20 protein-coding genes are annotated in these 20,120 nt (G+C 74.6%); 16 read left to right on the top strand and 4 right to left on the bottom strand.

Features of this window, described 5'->3' with window-relative positions; genetic code table 11:
* Window positions 1-24: 24 nt before the first annotated feature.
* The 4 genes from ACZ6NC_RS05455 to ACZ6NC_RS05470 all read left to right on the top strand — a co-directional run bounded on the left by ACZ6NC_RS05455 (window position 25) and on the right by ACZ6NC_RS05470 (window position 3,366).
* On the top strand, window positions 25-324 hold the full coding sequence (locus ACZ6NC_RS05455) for a hypothetical protein (protein ID WP_465729242.1): 300 nt from the start codon (window positions 25-27) through the stop codon (window positions 322-324).
* Complete coding sequence (locus ACZ6NC_RS05460) at window positions 321-1,499, top strand: glycosyltransferase (RefSeq protein ID WP_465729244.1); 1,179 nt, start codon at window positions 321-323, stop codon at window positions 1,497-1,499. The genes ACZ6NC_RS05455 and ACZ6NC_RS05460 overlap by 4 nt, the downstream gene beginning before the upstream one ends.
* A gap of 121 nt (window positions 1,500-1,620) precedes the next feature.
* Window positions 1,621-2,577, top strand: coding sequence for an ATP-binding cassette domain-containing protein (locus tag ACZ6NC_RS05465; RefSeq protein ID WP_465729246.1), 957 nt, complete (start codon window positions 1,621-1,623; stop codon window positions 2,575-2,577).
* Between the two features lie 24 nt (window positions 2,578-2,601).
* On the top strand, window positions 2,602-3,366 hold the full coding sequence (locus ACZ6NC_RS05470; protein ID WP_465729248.1) for an ABC transporter permease: 765 nt from the start codon (window positions 2,602-2,604) through the stop codon (window positions 3,364-3,366).
* Window positions 3,367-3,462: 96 nt separating this feature from the next.
* Here the strand turns inward: ACZ6NC_RS05470 and ACZ6NC_RS05475 are convergent, their stop codons facing one another.
* The 4 genes from ACZ6NC_RS05475 to ACZ6NC_RS05490 form a co-directional block, all read right to left on the bottom strand.
* Window positions 3,463-4,812, bottom strand: coding sequence for an aminotransferase-like domain-containing protein (locus tag ACZ6NC_RS05475; protein ID WP_465729250.1), 1,350 nt, complete (start codon window positions 4,810-4,812; stop codon window positions 3,463-3,465).
* Window positions 4,809-5,747 carry an alpha/beta hydrolase gene (locus ACZ6NC_RS05480; RefSeq protein ID WP_465729252.1) on the bottom strand — a complete coding sequence of 313 codons (939 nt, stop codon included), beginning with the start codon at window positions 5,745-5,747 and terminating at the stop codon, window positions 4,809-4,811. The genes ACZ6NC_RS05475 and ACZ6NC_RS05480 overlap by 4 nt, the downstream gene beginning before the upstream one ends.
* A gap of 205 nt (window positions 5,748-5,952) precedes the next feature.
* Entirely contained in the window at window positions 5,953-6,723 is a 771-nt protein-coding gene (locus ACZ6NC_RS05485; protein WP_465729254.1) for a class I SAM-dependent methyltransferase, read from the bottom strand.
* Between the two features lie 121 nt (window positions 6,724-6,844).
* Complete coding sequence (locus ACZ6NC_RS05490) at window positions 6,845-7,936, bottom strand: alpha-hydroxy acid oxidase (RefSeq protein ID WP_465729256.1); 1,092 nt, start codon at window positions 7,934-7,936, stop codon at window positions 6,845-6,847.
* A gap of 177 nt (window positions 7,937-8,113) precedes the next feature.
* Between ACZ6NC_RS05490 and ACZ6NC_RS05495 the strand changes: the two genes are divergently transcribed.
* The 12 genes from ACZ6NC_RS05495 to ACZ6NC_RS05550 all read left to right on the top strand — a co-directional run bounded on the left by ACZ6NC_RS05495 (window position 8,114) and on the right by ACZ6NC_RS05550 (window position 20,003).
* Window positions 8,114-9,538 carry a class I adenylate-forming enzyme family protein gene (locus ACZ6NC_RS05495; RefSeq protein WP_465729258.1) on the top strand — a complete coding sequence of 475 codons (1,425 nt, stop codon included), beginning with the start codon at window positions 8,114-8,116 and terminating at the stop codon, window positions 9,536-9,538.
* Between the two features lie 193 nt (window positions 9,539-9,731).
* Window positions 9,732-10,007: an acyl carrier protein gene (locus tag ACZ6NC_RS05500; protein ID WP_465729260.1), complete on the top strand. Its 276-nt coding sequence runs from the start codon at window positions 9,732-9,734 to the stop codon at window positions 10,005-10,007.
* The gene (locus tag ACZ6NC_RS05505) at window positions 10,004-10,294 is read left to right on the top strand and encodes an acyl carrier protein (RefSeq protein WP_465729262.1); all 291 of its coding nucleotides are present in this window, start codon (window positions 10,004-10,006) and stop codon (window positions 10,292-10,294) included. Before ACZ6NC_RS05500 ends, ACZ6NC_RS05505 begins: the two co-directional genes overlap by 4 nt.
* Complete coding sequence (locus tag ACZ6NC_RS05510; RefSeq protein ID WP_465729265.1) at window positions 10,291-11,433, top strand: beta-ketoacyl synthase N-terminal-like domain-containing protein; 1,143 nt, start codon at window positions 10,291-10,293, stop codon at window positions 11,431-11,433. Before ACZ6NC_RS05505 ends, ACZ6NC_RS05510 begins: the two co-directional genes overlap by 4 nt.
* Window positions 11,430-12,002 carry a beta-ketoacyl synthase chain length factor gene (locus tag ACZ6NC_RS05515; protein WP_465729267.1) on the top strand — a complete coding sequence of 191 codons (573 nt, stop codon included), beginning with the start codon at window positions 11,430-11,432 and terminating at the stop codon, window positions 12,000-12,002. The genes ACZ6NC_RS05510 and ACZ6NC_RS05515 overlap by 4 nt, the downstream gene beginning before the upstream one ends.
* 150 nt (window positions 12,003-12,152) lie before the next feature.
* Window positions 12,153-13,772 carry a class I adenylate-forming enzyme family protein gene (locus ACZ6NC_RS05520; RefSeq protein WP_465729269.1) on the top strand — a complete coding sequence of 540 codons (1,620 nt, stop codon included), beginning with the start codon at window positions 12,153-12,155 and terminating at the stop codon, window positions 13,770-13,772.
* The gene (locus tag ACZ6NC_RS05525; protein WP_465729271.1) at window positions 13,769-15,037 is read left to right on the top strand and encodes a beta-ketoacyl-[acyl-carrier-protein] synthase family protein; all 1,269 of its coding nucleotides are present in this window, start codon (window positions 13,769-13,771) and stop codon (window positions 15,035-15,037) included. Before ACZ6NC_RS05520 ends, ACZ6NC_RS05525 begins: the two co-directional genes overlap by 4 nt.
* A gap of 86 nt (window positions 15,038-15,123) precedes the next feature.
* Complete coding sequence (locus ACZ6NC_RS05530; RefSeq protein WP_465729273.1) at window positions 15,124-16,191, top strand: VOC family protein; 1,068 nt, start codon at window positions 15,124-15,126, stop codon at window positions 16,189-16,191.
* A gap of 36 nt (window positions 16,192-16,227) precedes the next feature.
* Window positions 16,228-17,142, top strand: a complete 915-nt coding sequence (locus tag ACZ6NC_RS05535; RefSeq protein WP_465729275.1) for a phytanoyl-CoA dioxygenase family protein — start codon at window positions 16,228-16,230, stop codon at window positions 17,140-17,142.
* The gene (locus tag ACZ6NC_RS05540; protein ID WP_465729277.1) at window positions 17,139-18,176 is read left to right on the top strand and encodes a thiamine pyrophosphate-dependent dehydrogenase E1 component subunit alpha; all 1,038 of its coding nucleotides are present in this window, start codon (window positions 17,139-17,141) and stop codon (window positions 18,174-18,176) included. Before ACZ6NC_RS05535 ends, ACZ6NC_RS05540 begins: the two co-directional genes overlap by 4 nt.
* Window positions 18,173-19,135 (top strand): alpha-ketoacid dehydrogenase subunit beta, encoded by a 963-nt coding sequence (locus ACZ6NC_RS05545; RefSeq protein ID WP_465729279.1) that lies wholly within the window; start codon window positions 18,173-18,175, stop codon window positions 19,133-19,135. Before ACZ6NC_RS05540 ends, ACZ6NC_RS05545 begins: the two co-directional genes overlap by 4 nt.
* 76 nt (window positions 19,136-19,211) lie before the next feature.
* Window positions 19,212-20,003: a DUF3050 domain-containing protein gene (locus tag ACZ6NC_RS05550; RefSeq protein ID WP_465729281.1), complete on the top strand. Its 792-nt coding sequence runs from the start codon at window positions 19,212-19,214 to the stop codon at window positions 20,001-20,003.
* Window positions 20,004-20,120 lie beyond the last annotated feature (117 nt).

The raw sequence follows: 20,120 nt of genomic DNA on the forward strand, positions 1-20,120 counted from the left end.
CGTCGAGCTGGTGGAGCCACCCCCATGACCGATCGTGAACCGTTCCTTTCCCCTGTCCCGGTCCGCCCGGAGCTGGTCGAGCTGCTGGTCAAGGCGGCCGACGCGCCGCCGGAGTGGGCCGCGCTGATCACCCCGCAGGCGCGGTTGGACGCCGACCTGCTGCTGGACGAGTGCGAACTCGCCGTGTTGGACGCCCTGCTGACCGAGCGCTTCGGCGCGGCGGCCGACCTGGCCGCGCTGCGCGCCGGGCTGGACCTCGGCGCCCTGGAGGCACTGACCGTCGCCGACGTGCAGCGGCTTCTGCCTGAAGGGGCAGCCCGATGAGCCGATTCCTGCTGGTCGTACCCCCGTTGACCGGGCACGTCAATCCGATCGTCGGGATCGCCCGCGAGCTGACCTCGCGCGGGCACGAGGTTGCCTGGACGGGCACCGAGTCGGTGCTGCGGCCGCTGCTCGGGCCCGACGCACGGGTGCTGGGCACCGGCACCCGTGCGTTCCGGGCGCAGGGCGGGCACGGGCTGGCCGCCCTGCGCTCGCTCTGGGAGGGGTTCATCGTCCCGTACGCGCGGTTCACGGCGAAGCCGCTGGACGCGGTGGTACGGGAGTTCCGCCCGGACGCGCTGCTGGTCGACCAGCACACGCCGGCAGGCGCGCTGGTCGCGCACCGGTACGGGCTGCCGTGGGCGAGCCTGGCGCCGGGCGCGATGGAGCTGGGGCGGCCGCTGCGGGCATTGCCGCAGGTGGAGGCCTGGATGACCGGGCTGTTGCGGGGCCTCTGGCAGCGGGCCGGGCTGCCCGAGGACGAGTACACCGATCCGCGGTCCTCCCCCGCCCTGGTGCTGGCGCCCACCGGCCCGGCGCTGGCCGGCGCGGCGTTCCCGGACCATGTGGCGCTGGTCGGGCCGGTGCTGGCCGAGCGGCCCGCCGACCCGGCGTTCCCGTGGGAGCGACTGGAGCCCGGACGGCGCAGGGTGCTGGTCACCATGGGAACGCTGGCCGGCGAGCTCGGGGCCGACTTCCACGCCCGGGCCGTCCGGGCGCTGGCACTGTGCGGCGACGACGTGCAGCCGGTGATCGCCGCGCCGCCCGCGCTGCTGCCCGAACTGCCCGGTCACGCCGTCGCGGTGGACCGCGCACCGGTGCTGGAACTGATGGCCCGCGGCGTACTGGACGCGGTGCTCTGCCACGGCGGGATGAACACCGTCGGTGAGGCGCTGGCGCACGGGCTGCCGCTGGTCACCGCGCCGATCCGGCACGACCAGCCGTTCGTCGCGGCGCAGGTCGTGGCGGCCGGCGCCGGGCTGCGGGTGCCCTTCGCCCGGGTGACGCCGGAGCAGTTGGCGGCGCGGCTGCGCACCGTCCTGGACTCGGACGGCCACCGCGCGGCCGCCGCTCGGGTCGGGGCGGAACTGCTGGCCGGCGGCGGGGCCGTGACGGCGGCCGATCGGCTGGAGGCGCTGCCGGCGAGCCGAACGGACCGACAGAATCCATTGGTCTAGGCCATTGTTTCCGGGGTGCCACAGACCCTAGGGTGGCGCGCAGGACCGCATTCGGCGGCAACCCTTCCGCAGCACCGCATCCCAGGTGCCCCGGCAACCCATCCCCGCACGGGAGTTCTGGTTGATCGAGACCAAGGGACTTCGCAAGTCCTATCCGTCCAAACAACGCGGCCAGGCCGCCGTCGACGCCGTCCGCGGCATCGACCTGGACGTGGCCGCAGGTGAGATCTTCGGCTTCCTCGGCCCCAACGGCGCCGGCAAGACGACCACCCTGCGCATGCTCGCCACGCTCATCCGCCCGGACGGCGGCGAAGCCCGGATCGCCGGCGCCGACCTGCTCGCCGACCCGGCCGGCGTCCGCCGCCGCATCGGCTACGTCGCCCAGGGCGGCGGCACCACCGACGCCGTCAGCGCCCGCGAGGAGCTGGTGCTCCAGGCGCGGATGCACGGCACCGGCAAGGCCGCCGCCCTGGGGCACGCCGAGGAGGCGTTGAAGGCCTTCGAGCTCACCGAGTTCGCCGACCGGCCGTGCCGCACGTACTCCGGCGGCCAGCGCCGCCGGGTGGACATCGCGCTCGGCGTCATCCACGCCCCCCGGGTGCTCTTCCTGGACGAGCCCACCGTGGGCCTCGACCCGGCCAGCCGGAGCCAGGTCTGGGCGGAGATCCGCCGGCTGCGCGACGAGGGCATGACCGTCGTGGTGACCACCCACTACCTGGAGGAGGCCGACGCGCTCTGCGACCGGGTGGCGATCGTCGACCACGGCGAGATCGTCGCCGAGGGCACGCCCGAGACCCTCAAGCGGGAGATCTCGGGCGACGTCGTCCTCGTCGGCCTGCCCGCCGGGGAGACCGAACGGGCCACCAAGGCCCTGCGCGAACAGGCCTACGTGCACCGCCTGGAGGTGCAGGGCGAGGACGGCCTTCGGCTCTACCTGGACGACGGCGCCGCCGCGATCCCGCAGCTGCTGCGCGCGCTCGACGGCGCGGGCGTGGTGCCCGGCACGGTGCAGCTGCAACGGCCCAGCCTGGACGACGTGTTCCTGGCCCGCACGGGCCGCTCGATCGAGCAGGCCTGACCTCCGATTCCCCAAGGGGCTCTCTTGAAGCTCGCCCGTGACACCTGGCTGGTCTTCCAGCGGCAGCTGCTGCTGCTGTGGCGGACACCGATCTGGATCGCCGTCGGGGTGATCCAACCGGTCTTCTACCTGCTGCTGTTCGCGCCGCTGCTCAAGAAGGTGCTGGAACCGATGGGCGCGACCACCTACGCCGCGGCCTACCAGATCTACGTCCCGGGCCTGTTGGCGGTGCTCTGCATCTTCGGCGGCCTCTACACCGGCTTCAGCCTGCTCGGCGAGCTCAAGTCCGGCATCATCGAGCGGGCCCGGGTGACCCCGGTCAGCCGGCTGGCGCTGCTGCTCGGCCGGGCGCTGCGCGAGACGGTGGCGCTGCTGGTGCAGGCCGTGATCATCACGCTGGTGGCGCTGCCGTTCGGCCTGCGGGTCGGCCCGGTGGACCTGCTGCTGGCCTACCTGCTGCTGGGCCTGCTGGCCCTGATGACCTCGGCGATCTCCTACGGCATCGCCCTGCTGCTCCCGGCCGACGAGGCGATGGCGCCGGTGGTGAACACCATCGCGCAGCCGATCGCGCTGCTCTCCGGGGTCCTGCTGCCGCTGGCGCTGGCGCCGGTGTGGCTGCAGTCGATGGCCAAGTGGAACCCCTTCTACTGGGCCGTGGAGGGCATGCGGGCCCTTTTCTCCGGGCACGTCGGGGACAGCGTGGTCTGGCAGGGGCTGCTGGTCGTCGCGGTGATGACGGTGGCGGCGGTGTACTGGTCGGCGCGGCTGTTCTCCACGCGGGTGCGCTGACGCCGGACGGACGAGGGGGCAGAGCCGGGGCCGCAGCCCCGGCCCCGCCTCGGTGCACCCAGGTGTGTTGCCCGCGACCGTCGACGACGCTCGTGGTCAACACACCTCGGCGATCGGCCCCGGTGCGGCCCGCTCGCGGACGAAGCGGGCCAGCGCGGCGACCCCGTCGATGATCTGACCCTCCGTCAGCGAGCTGATGGAGAGCCGGAGTCGCCGCTCGCCGCCGCCGGCCGGATAGAACGGCGCCATCGGGGTCCAGAGCACCCCGTGGTCCCGGGCGCACCGCTCCATGGCCGCCTCGTCGGCCGTGAAGGGCACCGTCAGCACGGCGAAGAAGCCGCCCAGCGGCCGGTTCCAGGACAGGCCCAGCCGACGGCGCTCCGAGGCAGGGAAGTTCAGCTCCAACTCCCGCAGCAGCGCGGTCATGTTGGCCGCGTAGTGGGCCGTCGCCCCGGCGTTGGCGGCGCGCAGCCGGCAGTCGTGGCGCAGCAGCATGCCGCCGATCACGGCCTGGCTGAGCGCGGGCGTGTTGACCGTCGTCATGCTCTTCAGCTTGGCCAGCTCGTCCGCCAGCAGCGAGCGCCGCCCGCCGGGCCCGGCCACCTCCTGGTCGGCCACCACATAGCCGAGGCGGGCGCCCGGGAAGCAGGTCTTGGCGAACGAGCCGAGGTAGACGACCTGGCGGCGGCGGTCCAGGGCCTTCAGGGTGGGCCGCTCGCCGGGGTCGCGGGCGAAGAAGCCGTACGGATTGTCCTCGATGACGAGCAGGCCCTCCTCAGCCGCGACGTCCAGCAGCCGGCCCCGGGCGGCCACGGGCATGCTGGTGCCGGAGGGGTTGGCGAAGTCGGGGACGACGTAGAGCGCGCGCGGGCGGCGCCCCCCGGCCCGCACGGCGCGGGCGGCGGCGCGGACGGCCCGCGGGTCGGGCCCGCCGTCGGGGCCCTCGGGCACCGGGACGGTGGTCAGGTCGAGCAGCCGGGCGGCGCCGGTCACGCCGACGTAGCAGGGCGAGCTGACCAGCACGACGTCGTCCGGGCCGGCGCAGAGGGCGCGCAGCGTCAGGAGCATGCCCTCCTGGGCGCCGACGGTCAGCACCAGGGCTCCGGGCGGGACGGCGAGGGCCTCGTCGTTGGCCAGGGTGCGGGCGACCAGGTCGGCGATGATGCCCTTGGTCGGCCCGTACTGGAACAGCGTGGTGCGGACGGCGGCCCGGCCGGCGCCCCGGGCCGCCAGGTGGTCCAGATAGGTGTCCAGGTAGGTGTGGACGTCCTCGGGCTCGAAGAAGCCCTCGTAGGGCCGGCCGGGGGCGAAGGAGACGGCCCCGGGGTAGCGGGTGCTGACCTCGTTGAGGAAGGTCATCGCGTCGAGCAGCGGGTCGGCGAGGGAGGCGTGCAGCTCGGACAGTTCCAGCGGCGGGACCGGCTCCGGCGGCTTGGGCGCGCTCACCGGAGGGCCTCGCGCAGCCGGTCGGCGGCGTACCGCTGGGCGTCGCCGGCGGCGTCCAGGACGCCCGTCATGGCGAAGAAGCCGTGCGGCATGCCCGCGTACCGCCTGGATTCGACGGGGACGCCGGCCGCCCGCAGCGCGTCGGCGTAGCGCTCGCCCTCGTCCCGCAGCGGGTCGTACTCGGCGGTGATCACGGTGGCGGGCGGCAGGCCGGCGAGGCTCGGGGCGCGCAGCGGGGAGGCGTGTGGGTGGTCCCCGTCGGCGGGGTCGGCCAGGTAGTGGCCCCAGTACCAGGCCACCGAGCGGCGGTTGAAGAGCGCCGGGTCGTCGTGGTCGCGCAGCGAGGCGGTGTCCGCCCGGTGGTCGGTGTTGGGGTAGACGAGCAGCTGGTGGCGCAGGGCCGGGCCGCCCTCGTCGCGGGCCAGCAGGGTCAGTGCGGCGGCGAGGTTGCCGCCGGCGCTGTCGCCGCCGACGGCCAGGCGCGCCGGGTCGATACCGAGGCCGGCGGCGTGCCCGGCCAGCCAGTGCGCGGCGGCCCGGCAGTCGTGGACGGCGGCGGGGAAGGGGTGCTCGGGGGCGAGGCGGTAGCCCACGGAGGCGGTGACGCAGCCGACGGCGTTGGTGAGGCGGCGGCAGATGGCGTCGCTGGTGTCGGGCGAGCCGAGGGTCCAGCCGCCGCCGAAGAGGTAGAGCAGGGCGGGGAGTGCCGGGCCCGCGGCCTGCCCGGGGCGGTAGAGGCGGAGGGAGAGTTCGCCGCCCGGGCCGGGGATGCGGTGCTCCTCGACGGCGGCGACGGGCTCCGGGGTGCCGGCCGTGGCCCGGATGTCGGCGAGGTCGGCGGCCCGGGCCTGGGCCGGGGTGAGGGTGTAGAGCGGCGGTGCGCCGGCCTGTGCGCGGCGCTCGCGCAGCGCTTGGGCCTGGGGGTGCAGTGGCATGGGTCGTCCCGTCGAACTGGGGTGTGTGCGCCCGGGTCACCGGCTCGGGCCGGCGGCTCGGGGTCGGCGGTCTGCGGGGTCGGCGGTCTGCGGTCGGGAGCTGGAGGTCCACCGGTTGGGCTCAGCCTGCCAGGGTGGACGGGTTGAGGTCGTCCGGTCGGGGTGGACCGGTTGAGGTCGGCCGGTCGAGGTGGGCGGGTTGAGGTCAGCGGTCGGCCTCGACGTAGATCGTCTCGTCGGTGCGGAACGCGGTGTCGAGGTCGGCGACGTCGGCGCGGCTGCCCTGCCGGTAGGCGCAGCGGCGGATCTGCCCGGGTTCGAAGCCGGCCCGGGCGAGGACGTGGCGCAGCTCGTCCTCATCGTAGATCCACTGGTGGCCGTAGTGCCGGAAGATCTGGTTGACCAGGAAGGCCGGGCGGTTCGGCATCGGCGGGCCGAAGCCCATGGTCGTGAGGCGGCGGCGGTGCTTGGCGAGGAAGCCGTCGTCGGTGGCGTAGCCGACCAGGTAGCGGGCGAGGTCGGGGGTGGTGAGGCGCAGGACGCCGCCGGGGCGCAGCACGCGCCTGGCCTCGCGCAGCCAGCCGACGGCGACCGGCAGGGTGACGTGCTCGATCAGGTGCTCGGCGTAGACCCAGTCGACGCTGGCGTCGGCGAAGGGCAGCGGCCGGGCGATGTCGAGCTGGGTGAACCAGCGGTCGCCGTCGACGCGGTAGAGGGTGCCGGGTTCGGTGGCGGCGTCGGGGCTGGTCAGGGCGGTGAGGTCGGTGCCGAGGCCGGCCGGGTGGGCCGTCCGGAAGGCGGCGAACTCGATGCCGGTGAGACCGAGTTCGCGGAACTCCTGGTGGTCGCGCGGGAGCCGGTCGGCCGGTTCGAGGGTCTTGCAGGTGGCGACCCGGTCGCTGACCTCGTCGAGGCGGGCGGCGAGGCCCTCGGGGTCGTCCCAGTCCCAGCCGGGGAAGGCGTCCTGGTTCTTCATGTGTCGTCGGTCCTTCTGTCGGGGCTGTCGCGGGCGGTGGTTGCCCGGCCGGTCCCGCAGTTGCGCGGAGGTGCGGAGTGCGCCGGGCGTGCGGGCAGGTCTTCGGGCGGCCGGGCCGTGGTCAGACGGGCCAGGGCGCGAGGGCCGAGAGGTCCAGGTCGGCGGGCGTGGGGCGGCCCAACAGGGCCAGTGTGTGCTCCAGTTCGTCGCGGAGCAGGCCGAGGACACGCGCCGCGCCGGCCTCTCCCCCGGCGGCGAGCCCCCAGAGCACGGGGCGGCCGACCAGTACGGCGCGGGCGCCGAGGGCGAGCGCGACCGCGATGTCCGCGCCGGTGCGGACGCCGCCGTCGAGCAGGGCCGGGACGTCCGGCGGGAGAGCGGCGGCGACCTCGGGGAGGGCGGCGAGGGCGGGCAGTGCGCCGTCGAGCTGGCGGCCGCCGTGGTTGGAGACCACGATGGCGTCCACCCCGTGCTCGGCGGCGAGCCGGGCGTCCTCGGCGGTCAGGATGCCCTTGAGGACGATCGGGAGCCGGGTGCGTTCGCGCAGCCAGGCCAGGTCGGACCAGGTCAGGGTGGGGTCGAACTGTTCCAGCGCGTGGTCGGCGATGCCGGAGGAGCCGGCGCCGGCCCGGTGGCTGGCGGCCATCAGGGCCGGGTCGAGGTTGACGGCGCGGATCTGCGGCGGGACGGCGAAGCCGTTGCGCAGGTCGCGCAGGCGCCGGCCGATCCGGGGGGCGTCCACGGTCAGCATCAGGGCGGTGAAGCCGGCCGCCTCGGCCCGTTCGATCAGCGCGGCGAGCGCGTCGCGGCGGCGCAGCCAGTAGAGCTGGAGCCAGAGCGGCCCGGTGGCCGCGGCGGCGATGGATTCGAGGGTGGCGCTGGCGAAGATGCCGGCGACGAGCAGGGCGCCTGCCCGTCCGGCTGCCCGGGCGGTCGCGGTCTCGCCGTCCGGATCGACCAGCCGGTGGTAGGCCATCGGGGCAATCCCGACCGGGAGTCGGAGCTCGGATCCGAGCAACCGGACGGCGGTCGAGCAGCCGGAGACGTCGACGAGCGTGCGCGGCCGCAGCGCATAGCGGGCGAACATTTCCCGGTTCCCCGCGAGGGTGCGTTCCGCTTCACTGCCACCCTCGATGAAGTCCCATATTTCTGGGGGAAGTTGGGCGCGTGCAGCGCGCTCGATCCCGGCCAGCGTGAGTTGTCCCACGGGCATCCTCGTTCCCGGACGGCCGCGCTCGGACCAGTCCCGGTTCGGCAGCGTAGGAGGTCTACACCAGATTGGTATAGACCTTGATTTGACCAATCGTCTGTGCAAAGGTCTGGCAACGGAATTGACCGTATTGGTTGAGAACGGCGTCCATGTCAAATCTCCTCACTGCGTGGAGTGGCGTTGACCGGCATTTCCCTCTTCTCACTTCCGCCCTCTTCACCGCCGCACGCCGACGCCCCCCACGAGTGGGTGGACCGGTTGCTGCTGGCCGGTCCCGGGGGCGAGGAGTGCCTTCATTTCGGCACACCCGTCGACCGTGACGCACTGCGCGCCCTGGTCGGCGAGCAGGCCGAGCGGCTGGCCACGGCCGGCCTGGCGGCGGGCGGAACGGCCGCACTGCGGCTGCCGCCCTCGCTTGGCTTTGTCGCCGTGCTGCTCGCCTGCTGGCAACTGCGCGCCCAGGTGGCGCTGTTGGACCACCGGCTGACCGACCACGAGGTCGCCCTCGCGGTCGAACGGCTGGCCCCCCAGGTGCTGGTAGGGTCCGAACACCGGACCTCGGCGGCGCTGCGCGGCTTCTCCGAGGTCGACCCGGTGGCCGTCCGGCTGCCGGGCGGGCGCCCGGCCGCGACCGGCCATGCGCTGGTCCAGCTCAGCTCCGGCTCCACCGGGCCGGCCAAGGTCATCGCCCGGACCGCCGGCGACCTGGTCCGTGAACTCACCTGCTACCGAAAGCTGGTGGACTTCCCGGGCGAGGGCGAGCGGGTGGTGCTGCTCTCCTCGGTGGTGCACGTGCTCGGGCTGGTCGGCGGACTGCTGAACAGCCTGCACGCCCGCGCGCCGCTGACCGTACCGGCCCGGATGACGGCTGCGGGCATCCTCGCCGCCGTCGCCGCCGAACCGGAGCGGCCGACCACCGTGATCGGTGTCCCCTTCCACGCCGAGCTGCTGGCCGGCGCGGCCGCACCCCCGCCGCTGCCCCGGCTGCGACGGATGGTGGTGGCCGGGGAACTGGTCCGCCCGGGCCTGGCGGCCGCCTTCACCGCCGTGTACGGCGTCCCGCTCGGCACCATGTACGGGATGACCGAACTCGGTGTCATCGCGACCGACCTGACCGGCCGGCTTCACCCGGCCAAGCAGCCGGTGGACGGGATGGAACTTCGCCTGGTGGCCGGTGAGTTGCAGATCGGGACGGCCGCCTCGCCGTACCCCGGGCTGGACGACCCGACCCGTTGGTCGGACGGCTGGCTGCACACCCGGGACGCCGCCGTCCTGGATCCGGCCACCGGGCTGGTCGCCGTGCTCGGCCGGCGGGACTCGCAGGTCTCGATCGGCGGGCTGAAGGTGGACCTCACCGAGGTCGAGCAGGTCCTGGCCGCCCTGCCGGAGGTCCGCGAGGCCGTGGTCGTCTTCGACGAAGGCGCCATCGAGGCGTACCTGGCCGCCGAGGACGGCACGGACCACGCGCTCGTCCAGGAGCGGCTGGCCCGGCAGCTCGCCGCCTACAAGCGGCCCCGCCGGCTGGCTTTCCTGCCACGACTGCCGCGCACCGCCACCGGAAAGCTGGTGCGCGACCCGGCCGCCCTGCGCGCGGCCGCAGGTTGAACCGCGTTTCCCCGCCGCACCCGGCCGAGTTCACCGCAATACCCGAATGGCCTTCCCGGCCGGGCTTGGGGCGATTGCCCCGCCGCACCCACCGCACCTTCCCCGCGGGCTGGCCGGCTCTCCCGCCGTATCCGAACGGAATTCCCCGACAGCCCGCACGCGCCGCCCGCGTGCAGGCACCAAGGAGCACACCATGCAGGACCGCATCCGCGAATTCGTCCTCGCCGCACTGGCCGAGATGCAGTACGACGTCTCCGAGGTCACCGGCGACACCGACCTCGGCCCGGCCGGGCTCGACCTGGAGTCGCTCGCCCTCGCCGACCTCTCCGTGCAGGTCGAGGACGAGTTCGGCGTCAAGTTCGACCTGGACGAGATGGAGAGCACCGCGCTGATGACGCTGGACCAGTTCACCGCCGACGTCGCCGCCCGCATCGCCGCCGTCGCGGCCACCTCGGGCAGCCCGGCGTGACCAGCCCCGCCCTCCCCGACCGGGCCGAGGTGCTGGAGATCCTGGCGGCGTTCGGGCAGCGCGCCGCCGACTCCGTCCCCGAGGAACTCGGATCACTCGAACTCACCTGGCTGATCGCCGAGTTCGAGCAGCGCTACGGCATCGAGACCGACCTCGACGACGAGCGGTTCGAGGCGATCCGGACCGTGGACGACGCCACCGCGGTACTCCGCGCGACCGTCCTGGCCGGCGCCGGGGCCGCGCCGGCCGCGCCGGGGCCGGCCACACCCGGGGCCGCACCGTCATGACCGGCCACGCCCCGCCCGCCGTCCGGCCGGTGGTCCCGCCCGCCGTCCGGCCCGTGGTCACCGGCGTCGGCGTGCTCAGCGCGGCCGGCACCGGCCTCGGCGAGCTCGCCGAGGCCACCGCCCACGGCAAGACCGCCTTCACCACGGTGACCAGGTTCGACGTCTCCGCGCGCCGGACCACCCGGGCCGCGCTGCTGCCCGGGCCGGTGGAGCTCGCCGACGCCGTGCTCGCCGCCGTGGACCAGGCCTGCCACCAGGCCCGGCTGTCCGCCTCAGGCAACGCGGGCATGCCCGTGCTGCTCGCGCTGCACAGCGACCTACGCACCCGGGCGGTCACCACGGCCGTCGCCGCCGGCGCGGCCGCCGCCTGGGGGGTCCCCGGCGTCACCCGTGTCTACACCGGCGCCTGCGTCGCGGCCGGCACCGCGGTGGCCGACGCCGCCGCGCTGGTCGCCGCCGGCCGGCACCCGCGGGTGCTGGTCGCGGCCGGGCACCTCGTCGAACCGGGCGTCTTCGCGGCCTTCGACGCCGGCCGGGCGCTGGCCCGCGACGGCGAGCTGCGCCCGTTCAGCGCCAGCCGCACCGGCACCCTGCTCGGCGACGCGGCGGCCGCCGTGGTCGTCGAGGCCGGACCCGCGGCCGGGCGGCGCGGCGCACCCGTCCTCGCCCGGCTGGCCGGCTGGGGCCGGACCGGCGACGCCCACCACGTCTGCCGCCCCGAGCCGGACGGCGAGGGCGCGGCCCGGGCCGTCGAGGCGGCGCTCGCCCGGGCCGGCCTCGGCCCGGCGGAGATCGGCTACGTCAACGCCAACGGGACCGGCTCGCCGCTGGCCGACCGGGCCGAGGCGAGCGCGCTGCGCCGGGTGTTCGGAGCGCACGCCGAGCGGCTGCCGGTGAGCTCCAGCAAGTCCGTCCACGGCCACGCCCTGGAGGCCTCCGCACTGCTCGAACTCGCGGTCACCATAGCGGCGTTGCGCGACGGCCGGCTGCCGGTGAACGCCGGCTGGCTCGGCCCGGACCCGGACGCCGGCCTGGACCTCGTCCTCGACGGTCCGCGCACCGCCCGGCCGCGCTACGCGCTCAGCCTCAACTCGGCGTTCGGCGGCGCCAACACCGCACTCCTGGTGGCCGCCCGATGACCGGCCTGCGCATCCTCGCCGAGGCCCGCTGGCCCGACCCCGGCCGGGCCGACCCGGACCGGCCCGGCCCACTCCCCCCGATCCCCGGCTTCTCCGCGTCCTCCTTCAACCCGCTGGTGGCCGAGACCGCCGAACGCTGTCTGCGCGCCCACCACGGCGCCGCCCCGGCCCCCGGCCGGACCGCCCTGCTGCTGGCCAGCGCCGGTGGCGACCGTGCCACTGCGCGGGCCATCGACGAGGCCGCGGCCTCCGGGCGGCGGGTGCCGCCCCTGCTGTTCTTCCAGTCCAACCCGAACGCCGTCCTCGGGCACATCGCCGCCCGCTGGGGCCTGACCGGGCCCGTGGTCGCGATCAGCCCGGTCGAGGCGCGGGCGGGCGAGGTGCCGCAGGACGCGCTCGACCTCGCCGCGCTGCTCCTCGCCGACGGCGACGCCGACCACGTCCTGATCGTCGCCGCCGAACAGGCCGACGCGGCCGGCGCCGCGGCGGACGACGGGAAGCCCGACACCGCCGAAGACGGCGGAACGAACGCCGACCGGGCCGTCGCCGTCCTCGTCACCACCGCCTGACCGGTACCGCACCCGTACCACCGCGCCCGCACCACCCTCACCCGAGCACACACCGTCACCGAGCACACCGTCACCCCGCATCCGCGCGAGCGGCCCCGCACGCCGCGTCCCGCCGTAGTACGCCCTGCACCATGGGAGGGATCCACCACCGTGAGCATCCGCAGTATCCGCACCCTTCTGGCGGACGACCCGGACGTCGGCGCCGGCAACGCCCTGACCAGCCGGCTGGCCCTCGGCCTCGGCCTGGACGAGCCGCTGCTGACCTTCGACACCCCGGTGGACGACCACCCCGCCTGGCAGCCGTTCACCCTGCGCGAGCTGGATCGCGCCGTCCGGGCCCGCGCCGCGGCACTGCACGGGCTCGGCGTCGGCCGCCGCGACCCGGTGGTGGTGTACACGACCGACGCCGCGGACCATGTGCTCGCCTTCCTCGCGCTGGCCCGGCTCGGGGCCATCCCCGCGCTGCTCAACCCGAACCTCGACGGCGAGCGGGCCGCCCGCTACATCGCCAAGCTCGGCCCGGTCGGCATCCTCGCCGACGCCGCGCACCTGGCCGCACTGGCCGGCCACGACGCCGGCGCCCCCGCGTTCCCGGAGATCTCCGCACTCGGCTCGGGCGACCCGGAGTCCGCGCCCGCGCCCTACCGGCACTGGTCCGGCGACCCGGTGGCGATCACCCACTCCTCAGGCACCACCGGCATGCCCAAGGCCGTGGTCCACTCGCACGCGAGCCTGTACGCGGCGATCCGCCACCGCCTCCGGCTGCCCCGCCCGCAGGGGCAGGAGCGGATGCTCAGCGCGCTGCCCGCGCCGCACGCGGCCACCCTGATCGCGGTCAACCTGGCGCTCAGCTCGCACACCCAACTCGCCCTGCTGTCCGGCCAGTCGGGTGCCGGCGTGCTGGACGCCATCGAGAGCTGGCGGCCCACCGGCGTGGTCGGATTCGCCGCCACCTGGGCCGACCTCGCCCACCATGACCTGGGCGCACGGGAGTTGGATTCCGTCGCGCTCTGGTGGAACACCGGTGACTGCGCGCACGAGGTGCACATCCGCCGGCTGATCGCGGCCGGCAGCCGCGAGTCGGTGACCCGGGAGGGCCGGGTCCGCCTCCCCGGCTCGCTGTTCGTCGACGGACTCGGCTCCACCGAGATGGGCCACTCGCACTTCTTCATCACCCACGGCCCCGGCACCGAGCGGTACGGCCGCTGCGTGGGCCGCCCGCACGCCTTCGTCGACTGCGAGGTGGTCGGCCCGGACGGCGAGCCGCTCGGCCCCGGCGAGGTCGGCGAACTGGCCACCGCCTCCCCCACCCTGGCCCTGGGCTACTGGAACGACTCGGCCACCACCTTCCGGACCAGGATCCGCGGCCGTTTCCTCACCGGCGACCTGATGTACCGGGACGAGGAGGGCTACTACTACCACGTGGACCGGCTGGTCGACTCGGTCGAACTCGGCGACGGAAAGCGGTTGTTCACCGCGATGTCGGAGGAGCGGGTGCTGGCCGCCTGCCCCGACGTCGCGGACTGCACGGTCGTCGCGGTGCGCGACGGCGAGCGGGCGGTCACCGACGTGCTGCTGATCCTGGCCGCCGGCGCCGACCCGGCGGCCGACCGCACCAAGGCGGTCACCGCCGCGCTGGACGAGGCAGCCGCGGCCACCATCCGCCAGGTCCTGGTGGTAACCGGCGACGACATCCCGCTCGGCCCGACCGGCAAGGTCCGCAAGGTGCTGCTGCGCCAGCGCTACCTCGACTCGGTGACCGGCCGATGACGCCCCACGCCGGCGGCCGCCCGGCCGCCGTGGTCACCGGCATCGGCCTGGTCACACCGGTCGGCCGCAAGCCCACCGAGGTCTTCGACGCGCTCACCGCCGGCCGCTCCGGCATCCGCGCGCTGCCGGAGGGCCACGCCGCGCACGGCTGGCTCACCGCCGCCGGGGTCGCGCCCGCCGTGGACGGGCGCGAGGTACTGCCGCCGACCGAGACCCGCTGCGTGGACCGGTTCGTGCTGCTCGCCCTGGCCGCCGCCGACGACGCGCTCGCCGACGCCGGCCTGGTGGTCGGCCGGGACGCCGACCCGCACCGCACCGCCGTCGTCCTCGCCACCGGCGGCGGCGGGCTGGAGACCTTCGAGCAGCAGTCGCACCGCCGGCTGGAGCGCGGCCGGCCCGGCGTCAGCCCCTACCTGCTGCCCGGCATGCTCTCCAACATGGCCACCGCCCGGGTCGCCATCAAGCACGGGATCCGGGGCTTCAGTTCGGCGATCGTGACGGCCTGCGCGGCCGGCGCCCAGGCGGTCGCCGAGGGCCTGCGGCTGATCCGGGCCGGCGACGCCGACGTCGTGGTCTGCGGCGGCAGCGAGTCCTCGCTGCACCCGACGATCGCCGCCGCGTTCACCAACGCCCGTGCGCTGTCGTCCGGCTGGGACGATCCGGAGCAGGCCAGCCGGCCGTTCGACGCCCGCCGCAACGGCTTCGTGCTGGGCGAGGGAAGCGCCGTCCTGGTCCTGGAGCGGGCCGAGCACGCGGACGCCCGCGGCGCGGCCGGCTACGCCGACCTGACCGGCTGGGGCGCGTCCACCGACGCCCACCACCCGACCATGCCGCGCCCGGACGGCGAGGGCGCCGCCGACGCGATGCGCACCGCGCTCACCAGCGCGGGTCTCACTGCGTCCGACATCGGCTACGTCAACGCGCACGGCACCGGCACCAAACTGGGGGACGTCGCCGAGACCGCCGCACTGCGCGCCGTCTTCGGCGAGGACGGCCCGGCGGTCAGCTCCACCAAGGGAGCCACCGGCCATCTGCTGGGCGCCGCAGGGGCGTTGGAGGCAGCGGTCACCGCACTCGCGGTGTCCCGGGGGACACTGCCGCCGACGGTGAACCTGACCGACCCGGACCCGGCCTGCGCGCTCGACCACGTCCGGGGCGCGGCGCGGTCCGCGCCGCTGCGGGCCGCCCTGAGCAACGCCTTCGCCTTCGGCGGCCACAACGTGAGCCTGGTCTTCGGGCCGGCTTCCACGCGGTCCGCCAAGTAGCGCCCGGACCGGCCGCGTTCGGCCGTGTCGTGACCCGGCCACGCACTCAGCCACTCGTCCTTCGCCACTCCCCCGGGGGGATCCCGTTGTCCATCCAGTCCATCACCCATGTCGAGTTCCACTGCGCGGACGCCGACAAGGCCGCGGCCGGCCTCTGCGCCGACTTCGGCTTCAGCCAGGAGGAGTTCACGCCCGAGGATTCGGCGCCCGCAGAGTTCACGCCCGAAGAGTTCACGTCCGAGGCCTCCGCGACCGACGGCCGGATGCCGCAGCCGGAGGGCCTGCGCACCGTCCGCCTGCGCCAGGGCAGCATCCGGCTGCGGCTCCTCTCGGCCGCCGACCCCGCCCACCCGGTGGCCGACTACGTCGCCCGGCACGGCGACGGCGTCGCCGTGATCGCGCTCGGCTGCACCGACCCGCAGGCCTCGCTGGAGCGCGCCGAGCGGCACGGCGCCCGCGTCCTGAACCGCGCCGGCGGGCTGGTGGCCGGCTTCGGCGACCTCGCACTGCGCTTCGTGCCGCACCCGCCGCAGACCACGGCGGAGCCGGCGGCCGGCACCCTGCTGGAGGCCCTCGACCACGCCGCGATCTGCGTCCCGGCCGGCGAGCTGGCCCCCGCGGTGAAGTTCTGCGAGGCCGCGCTCGGCATGCACCGGATCTTCGGCGAGTACATCGAGGTCGGCGAGCAGGCGATGGACTCCAGCGTGGTGCAGAGCGCCTCCGGCGAGGTGACCTTCACCCTGATCGAGCCCGACACCGGCCGGCGCCCCGGCCAGATCGACACCTTCCTCACCGACCACGGCGGCGCCGGCGTCCAGCACCTGGCCTTCCGCACCGGCGACATCGCCACCGCCGTCCGCACCATCCGGGGCCGCGGCGTCGAGTTCCTCAGCACCCCGGGCACCTACTACGACGCGCTGGCCGAGCGGCTCGGCGGCACCGCCATCCCGGTCGGGACGCTGCGCGAACTCGACGTGCTGGTCGACCAGGACCACGGCGGGCAGCTGTTCCAGATCTTCGCCCGCTCCACCCACCCGCGCCGGACGTACTTCCTGGAACTGATCGAGCGGCAGGGCGCGGGCACCTTCGGCACCGCCAACATCAAGGCCCTGTACGAGGCCGTCGAGCGCCAGCGCGCCACCGCCTCCGCCTGAGCACCCCAGCCCCAGCCCCGAAAGAGGCCACAACTCATGACCACCGCAATCGAGTTCCAGCTCACCGAGGCCGAACGCGCACTGCTGCCGACCCCAGAGGAGGTGGCCGGCTACCTCGAACACGGCTGGTACCTCTCCCGCCGGCTGTTCAGCGACGAGGAACTGGACACGCTCCAGGCCGCCACCGAGACGTACTACGAGGGCCACCGGGACCGCCGACTGCCCGTCCGGCCGCCGAACCTGGCCTCCTGGGAGCCCGCCCACGGCCCGGTCCAGCGGCACAACGACTACGTGCACTTCGAGAGCGACGCGATCGGCGCGATCCTGCGCAAGCCGCTGCTCGGCGCCGTCGCCGCGCTGCTCGCCGAGGCCGAGGAGATCCGGGTCTTCCAGGCGACGCTGATCTACAAGCCGCCGGTGCCCGGGGAGCCGAGCAACCGGGTGCCCTGGCACTTCGACAAGCACTACTGGCAGACCTCGTCCTCCGACCGGATGCTCACCGCGTTCCTGCCGTTCCACGACTGCCGCGAGGAGAACGGCACCATCACCATGGTCGACGGCAGCCACCGCTGGCGCGAGCTGGACTCCGGCGAGGACTCCACCCGGCACTTCGCCCACCGCGACCGCTCCGAGCTGGAGGAGATCCTCGCCGAGAACGCCCGTTTCAACGGGCAGCAGGTCCGCAAGGTGCCGATGCTGATCCCGCGCGGGCACGTCAGCTTCCACCACTGCCGCACCTACCACGGCAGCGGCCCCAACCTCGCCGCCACACCGCGCCGCGCCGTCTCGCTGCACCTCCAGGACGGCGCCAACACGTACCGGAAGGCCACCCGGCCCGACGGCAGCACGGTGGTCTACAACCACGACGTGGTGGTCGGCCGTACCGCCGACGGCCGGCCGGACTACGCCGACCCGGAGATCTGCCCGACGATCTGGCGGGGAGCGCGGTGACACCACGGACCCCGACGCCCGTCGCCCCCGCCGCCACACTCTCCCGCCTCGCCCCCCACGCCCCTCTCGGCAGCCCCGGGCAGCGGTACCGGATGCTGCGGCTGATCCGGGGCTTCGAGGAGCTGGCGCTCGGCCTGGTGAAGTCCGGGGTGATCACCGGCGGCATCCACCCGTACATCGGACAGGAGGCCGTCGCGGTCGGTGTCTGCGCCGCACTCGGCCCGGGCGACCGGCTCACCTCGACCCACCGCGGCCACGGCCACGTCCTCGCCCGAGGCGCCGAGCCGCACCGGCTGCTGGCCGAACTGGCGGGACGCGTCGGAGGGTTGAACCAGGGGCGGGGCGGCTCGATGCACGCCGCCGACCTCTCGCTCGGCATCCTGGGCGCCAACGGGATCGTCGGCGCCGGCGCGCCGATCGCGGTGGGCGCCGCCTGGGCGGCCCGGCAGGCCGGCGAGGACCGGGTGGCGGTCTCCTTCTTCGGCGACGGCGCGCTCAACCAGGGCGTACTGCTGGAGTCGCTCAACCTGGCCGCGATGTGGAGGGCCCCGGTGGTCTTCGTCTGCGAGAACAACGGCTACGCGACGACGCTGCCGGCCACCACCGCGGTCGCCGGCAGTGCGGTCGGCCGGGCGGCCGCCTTCGGCATCCCGGCCGTGACGGTCGACGGGATGGACACCGAGGCCGTCCGGGCCGCGGCCGAGGAGGCCGTGCACCGGGCACGCACCGGCGGCGGCCCCGGCTTCCTGGAGTGCCTCACCTACCGCTTCGAGGGCCACCACACCATGGAGCGCCGGATGAAGCTTCGCTACCGCACGGCGGAGGAGGTGGACGCCTGGCGGGCCCGCGACCCGCTGCTCCGGGCCGCCGCCGCGATCGGCGAGGCCCGAGCCGCCGGACTGGACGCCGAGGTGACCGCCGAGCTGGCGGAGGCCGAGCGGTTCGCACTCGCCTCCGGACACCCGGACCCGGCGGGCGCGTCGGCGTACCTGTACGCCGACGGACGGCAGCCGCGGGCGGGGGCGGTGACATGACCAGGCTCTCGTACACCAAGGCGCTCAACCGGGCGCTGGCCGACGAACTCGCCGCCGACCCGGCGGTCTGCGTCTTCGGCGAGGACATCGGCGCCGGGATGGCCGGTCCGACGCTCGGGCTGCTGGACCGGTTCGGGCCGGAGCGGATCGTCGACACCCCGCTGTCCGAGCAGGCATTCACCGCGATGGCGATCGGCGCGGCGCTGGCCGGCCGCCGGCCGGTGCTGGAGTTCCAGATCCCGTCGCTGCTCTTCCTGGTCTTCGAGCAACTCGTCAACCAGGCCCACAAGTTCTCGCTGATGACCGGCGGCCAGGCGGGTGTCCCGCTGACCTGCCTGGTCCCGGGCTCCGGCTCCCGGGACGGCTGGGCGGGCCAGCACTCCGACCACCCGTACAGCCTGTTCGCGCACGCCGGGGTGAAGACCGTCGTGCCCGCCACCCCGACCGATGCCTACGGTCTGCTGCGCTCGGCCGTCCGTGACCCGGACCCGGTGATCGTGTTCGCGCCGGCCGCCGCGCTGCCCGTCCGCGAGACCGTCACCTGGGAGCTGGCGCCCGTCCCGCTCGGCTCTGCCCGCGTGCACCGGGCCGGCACCGACGTCACCCTGGTCGCCGTCGGCCATCTGGTGCACGACGCACTGGCGGTCGCCGAGGAGCTGGCCGACGAGATCTCCGTCGAGGTGCTCGACCCACGCACCCTGTACCCCTTCGACTGGGCGGCGCTGGCCGCCTCGCTGGAGCGCACCGGCCGGCTGGTGGTCGTCGACGACTCCAACCGCAGCTGCGGCATCGGCGGCGAGGTGCTGGCCACCGCCGCCGAGGAGATGCGGCTCATCGCGCCACCCCGCCGGGTCACCCGCCCGGACGGCGCGGTGCTCCCCTTCGCCCCCGCCCTCGACCGCGCCCTCCAGCCCGGCCGGGAGCAGCTGCGGCACGCGCTGCGCGCCGTCATGAAGTAACTCGGGTGCGGCGCAACCTCTTTGCTGTGTGTCTCCATCGTGACAGAATCCTGCCCCACCCGTGAAGGAGCTTCACATGTCCAACAACCGTTACCACTGGGACCGTTCGCACCCGGGCCTGAGCAGCCTCCAGCAGGCGATCGACCCGCTGCGCCGCGAGGTCGTCGGCCACACCGTGTACGGCGGCCTGAACAACATCGGGCGGGTCCGCACCTTCCTGGACCGGCACGTCTTCGCCGTCTGGGACTTCATGTCGCTGCTGAAGAGCCTCCAGCGCGAACTGACCGGCATCGACGTGCCGTGGGTCCCGAACGGGCCGACCGCCAGCCGCCGGCTGATCAACGAGATCGTGCTGGTGGAGGAGAGCGACGAGCTCGGCGAGGGCTACACCAGCCACTTCGAGCTCTACGTCGAGGGCATGCGGCAGGCCGGCGCCGACCCGAAGCCGGTCGAGGACTTCCTGGAGCTGCTGCGCTCGGGCGCGGCCGTGCCGGAGGCGCTGAAGAGCGCCGGGGTGCCGCAGGCCGCCGTCGACTTCACCTCGACCACCTGGGAGATCATCGAGAACGCGCCGGTGCACTGCCGCGCCGCCGCCTTCGCGTTCGGCCGCGAGGACCTGATCCCCGACATGTTCGCCCAGGTCATCACGATCGAGGACCCGGACGGCGCGCTGACCGTCTTCAAGGACTACCTGGCCCGGCACATCGAGGTGGACGGCGAGCAGCACACGCCGATGGCGATGCAGATGCTGATCGACCTCAACGGAAACGACGACGCCAAGTGGGCCGCCTGCGCGGAGACCGTCCGGCTCGCGCTGAAGGCCCGGGTGCAGCTCTGGACGGCTATCGAGGAGGCCTTCCCGGTCTGATCACACCGCGTGAGCGAATGGGGGGCGACCGGACGACGGCCGTCCCCCGTTCCGGCGTTCCCCACTCCGGCGCCTCCCGTCCCGACCTCTCCCGTCCCCGCCTCCCCTGTTCCGGCG

The organism is Kitasatospora sp. NPDC041988, from assembly GCF_055588525.1.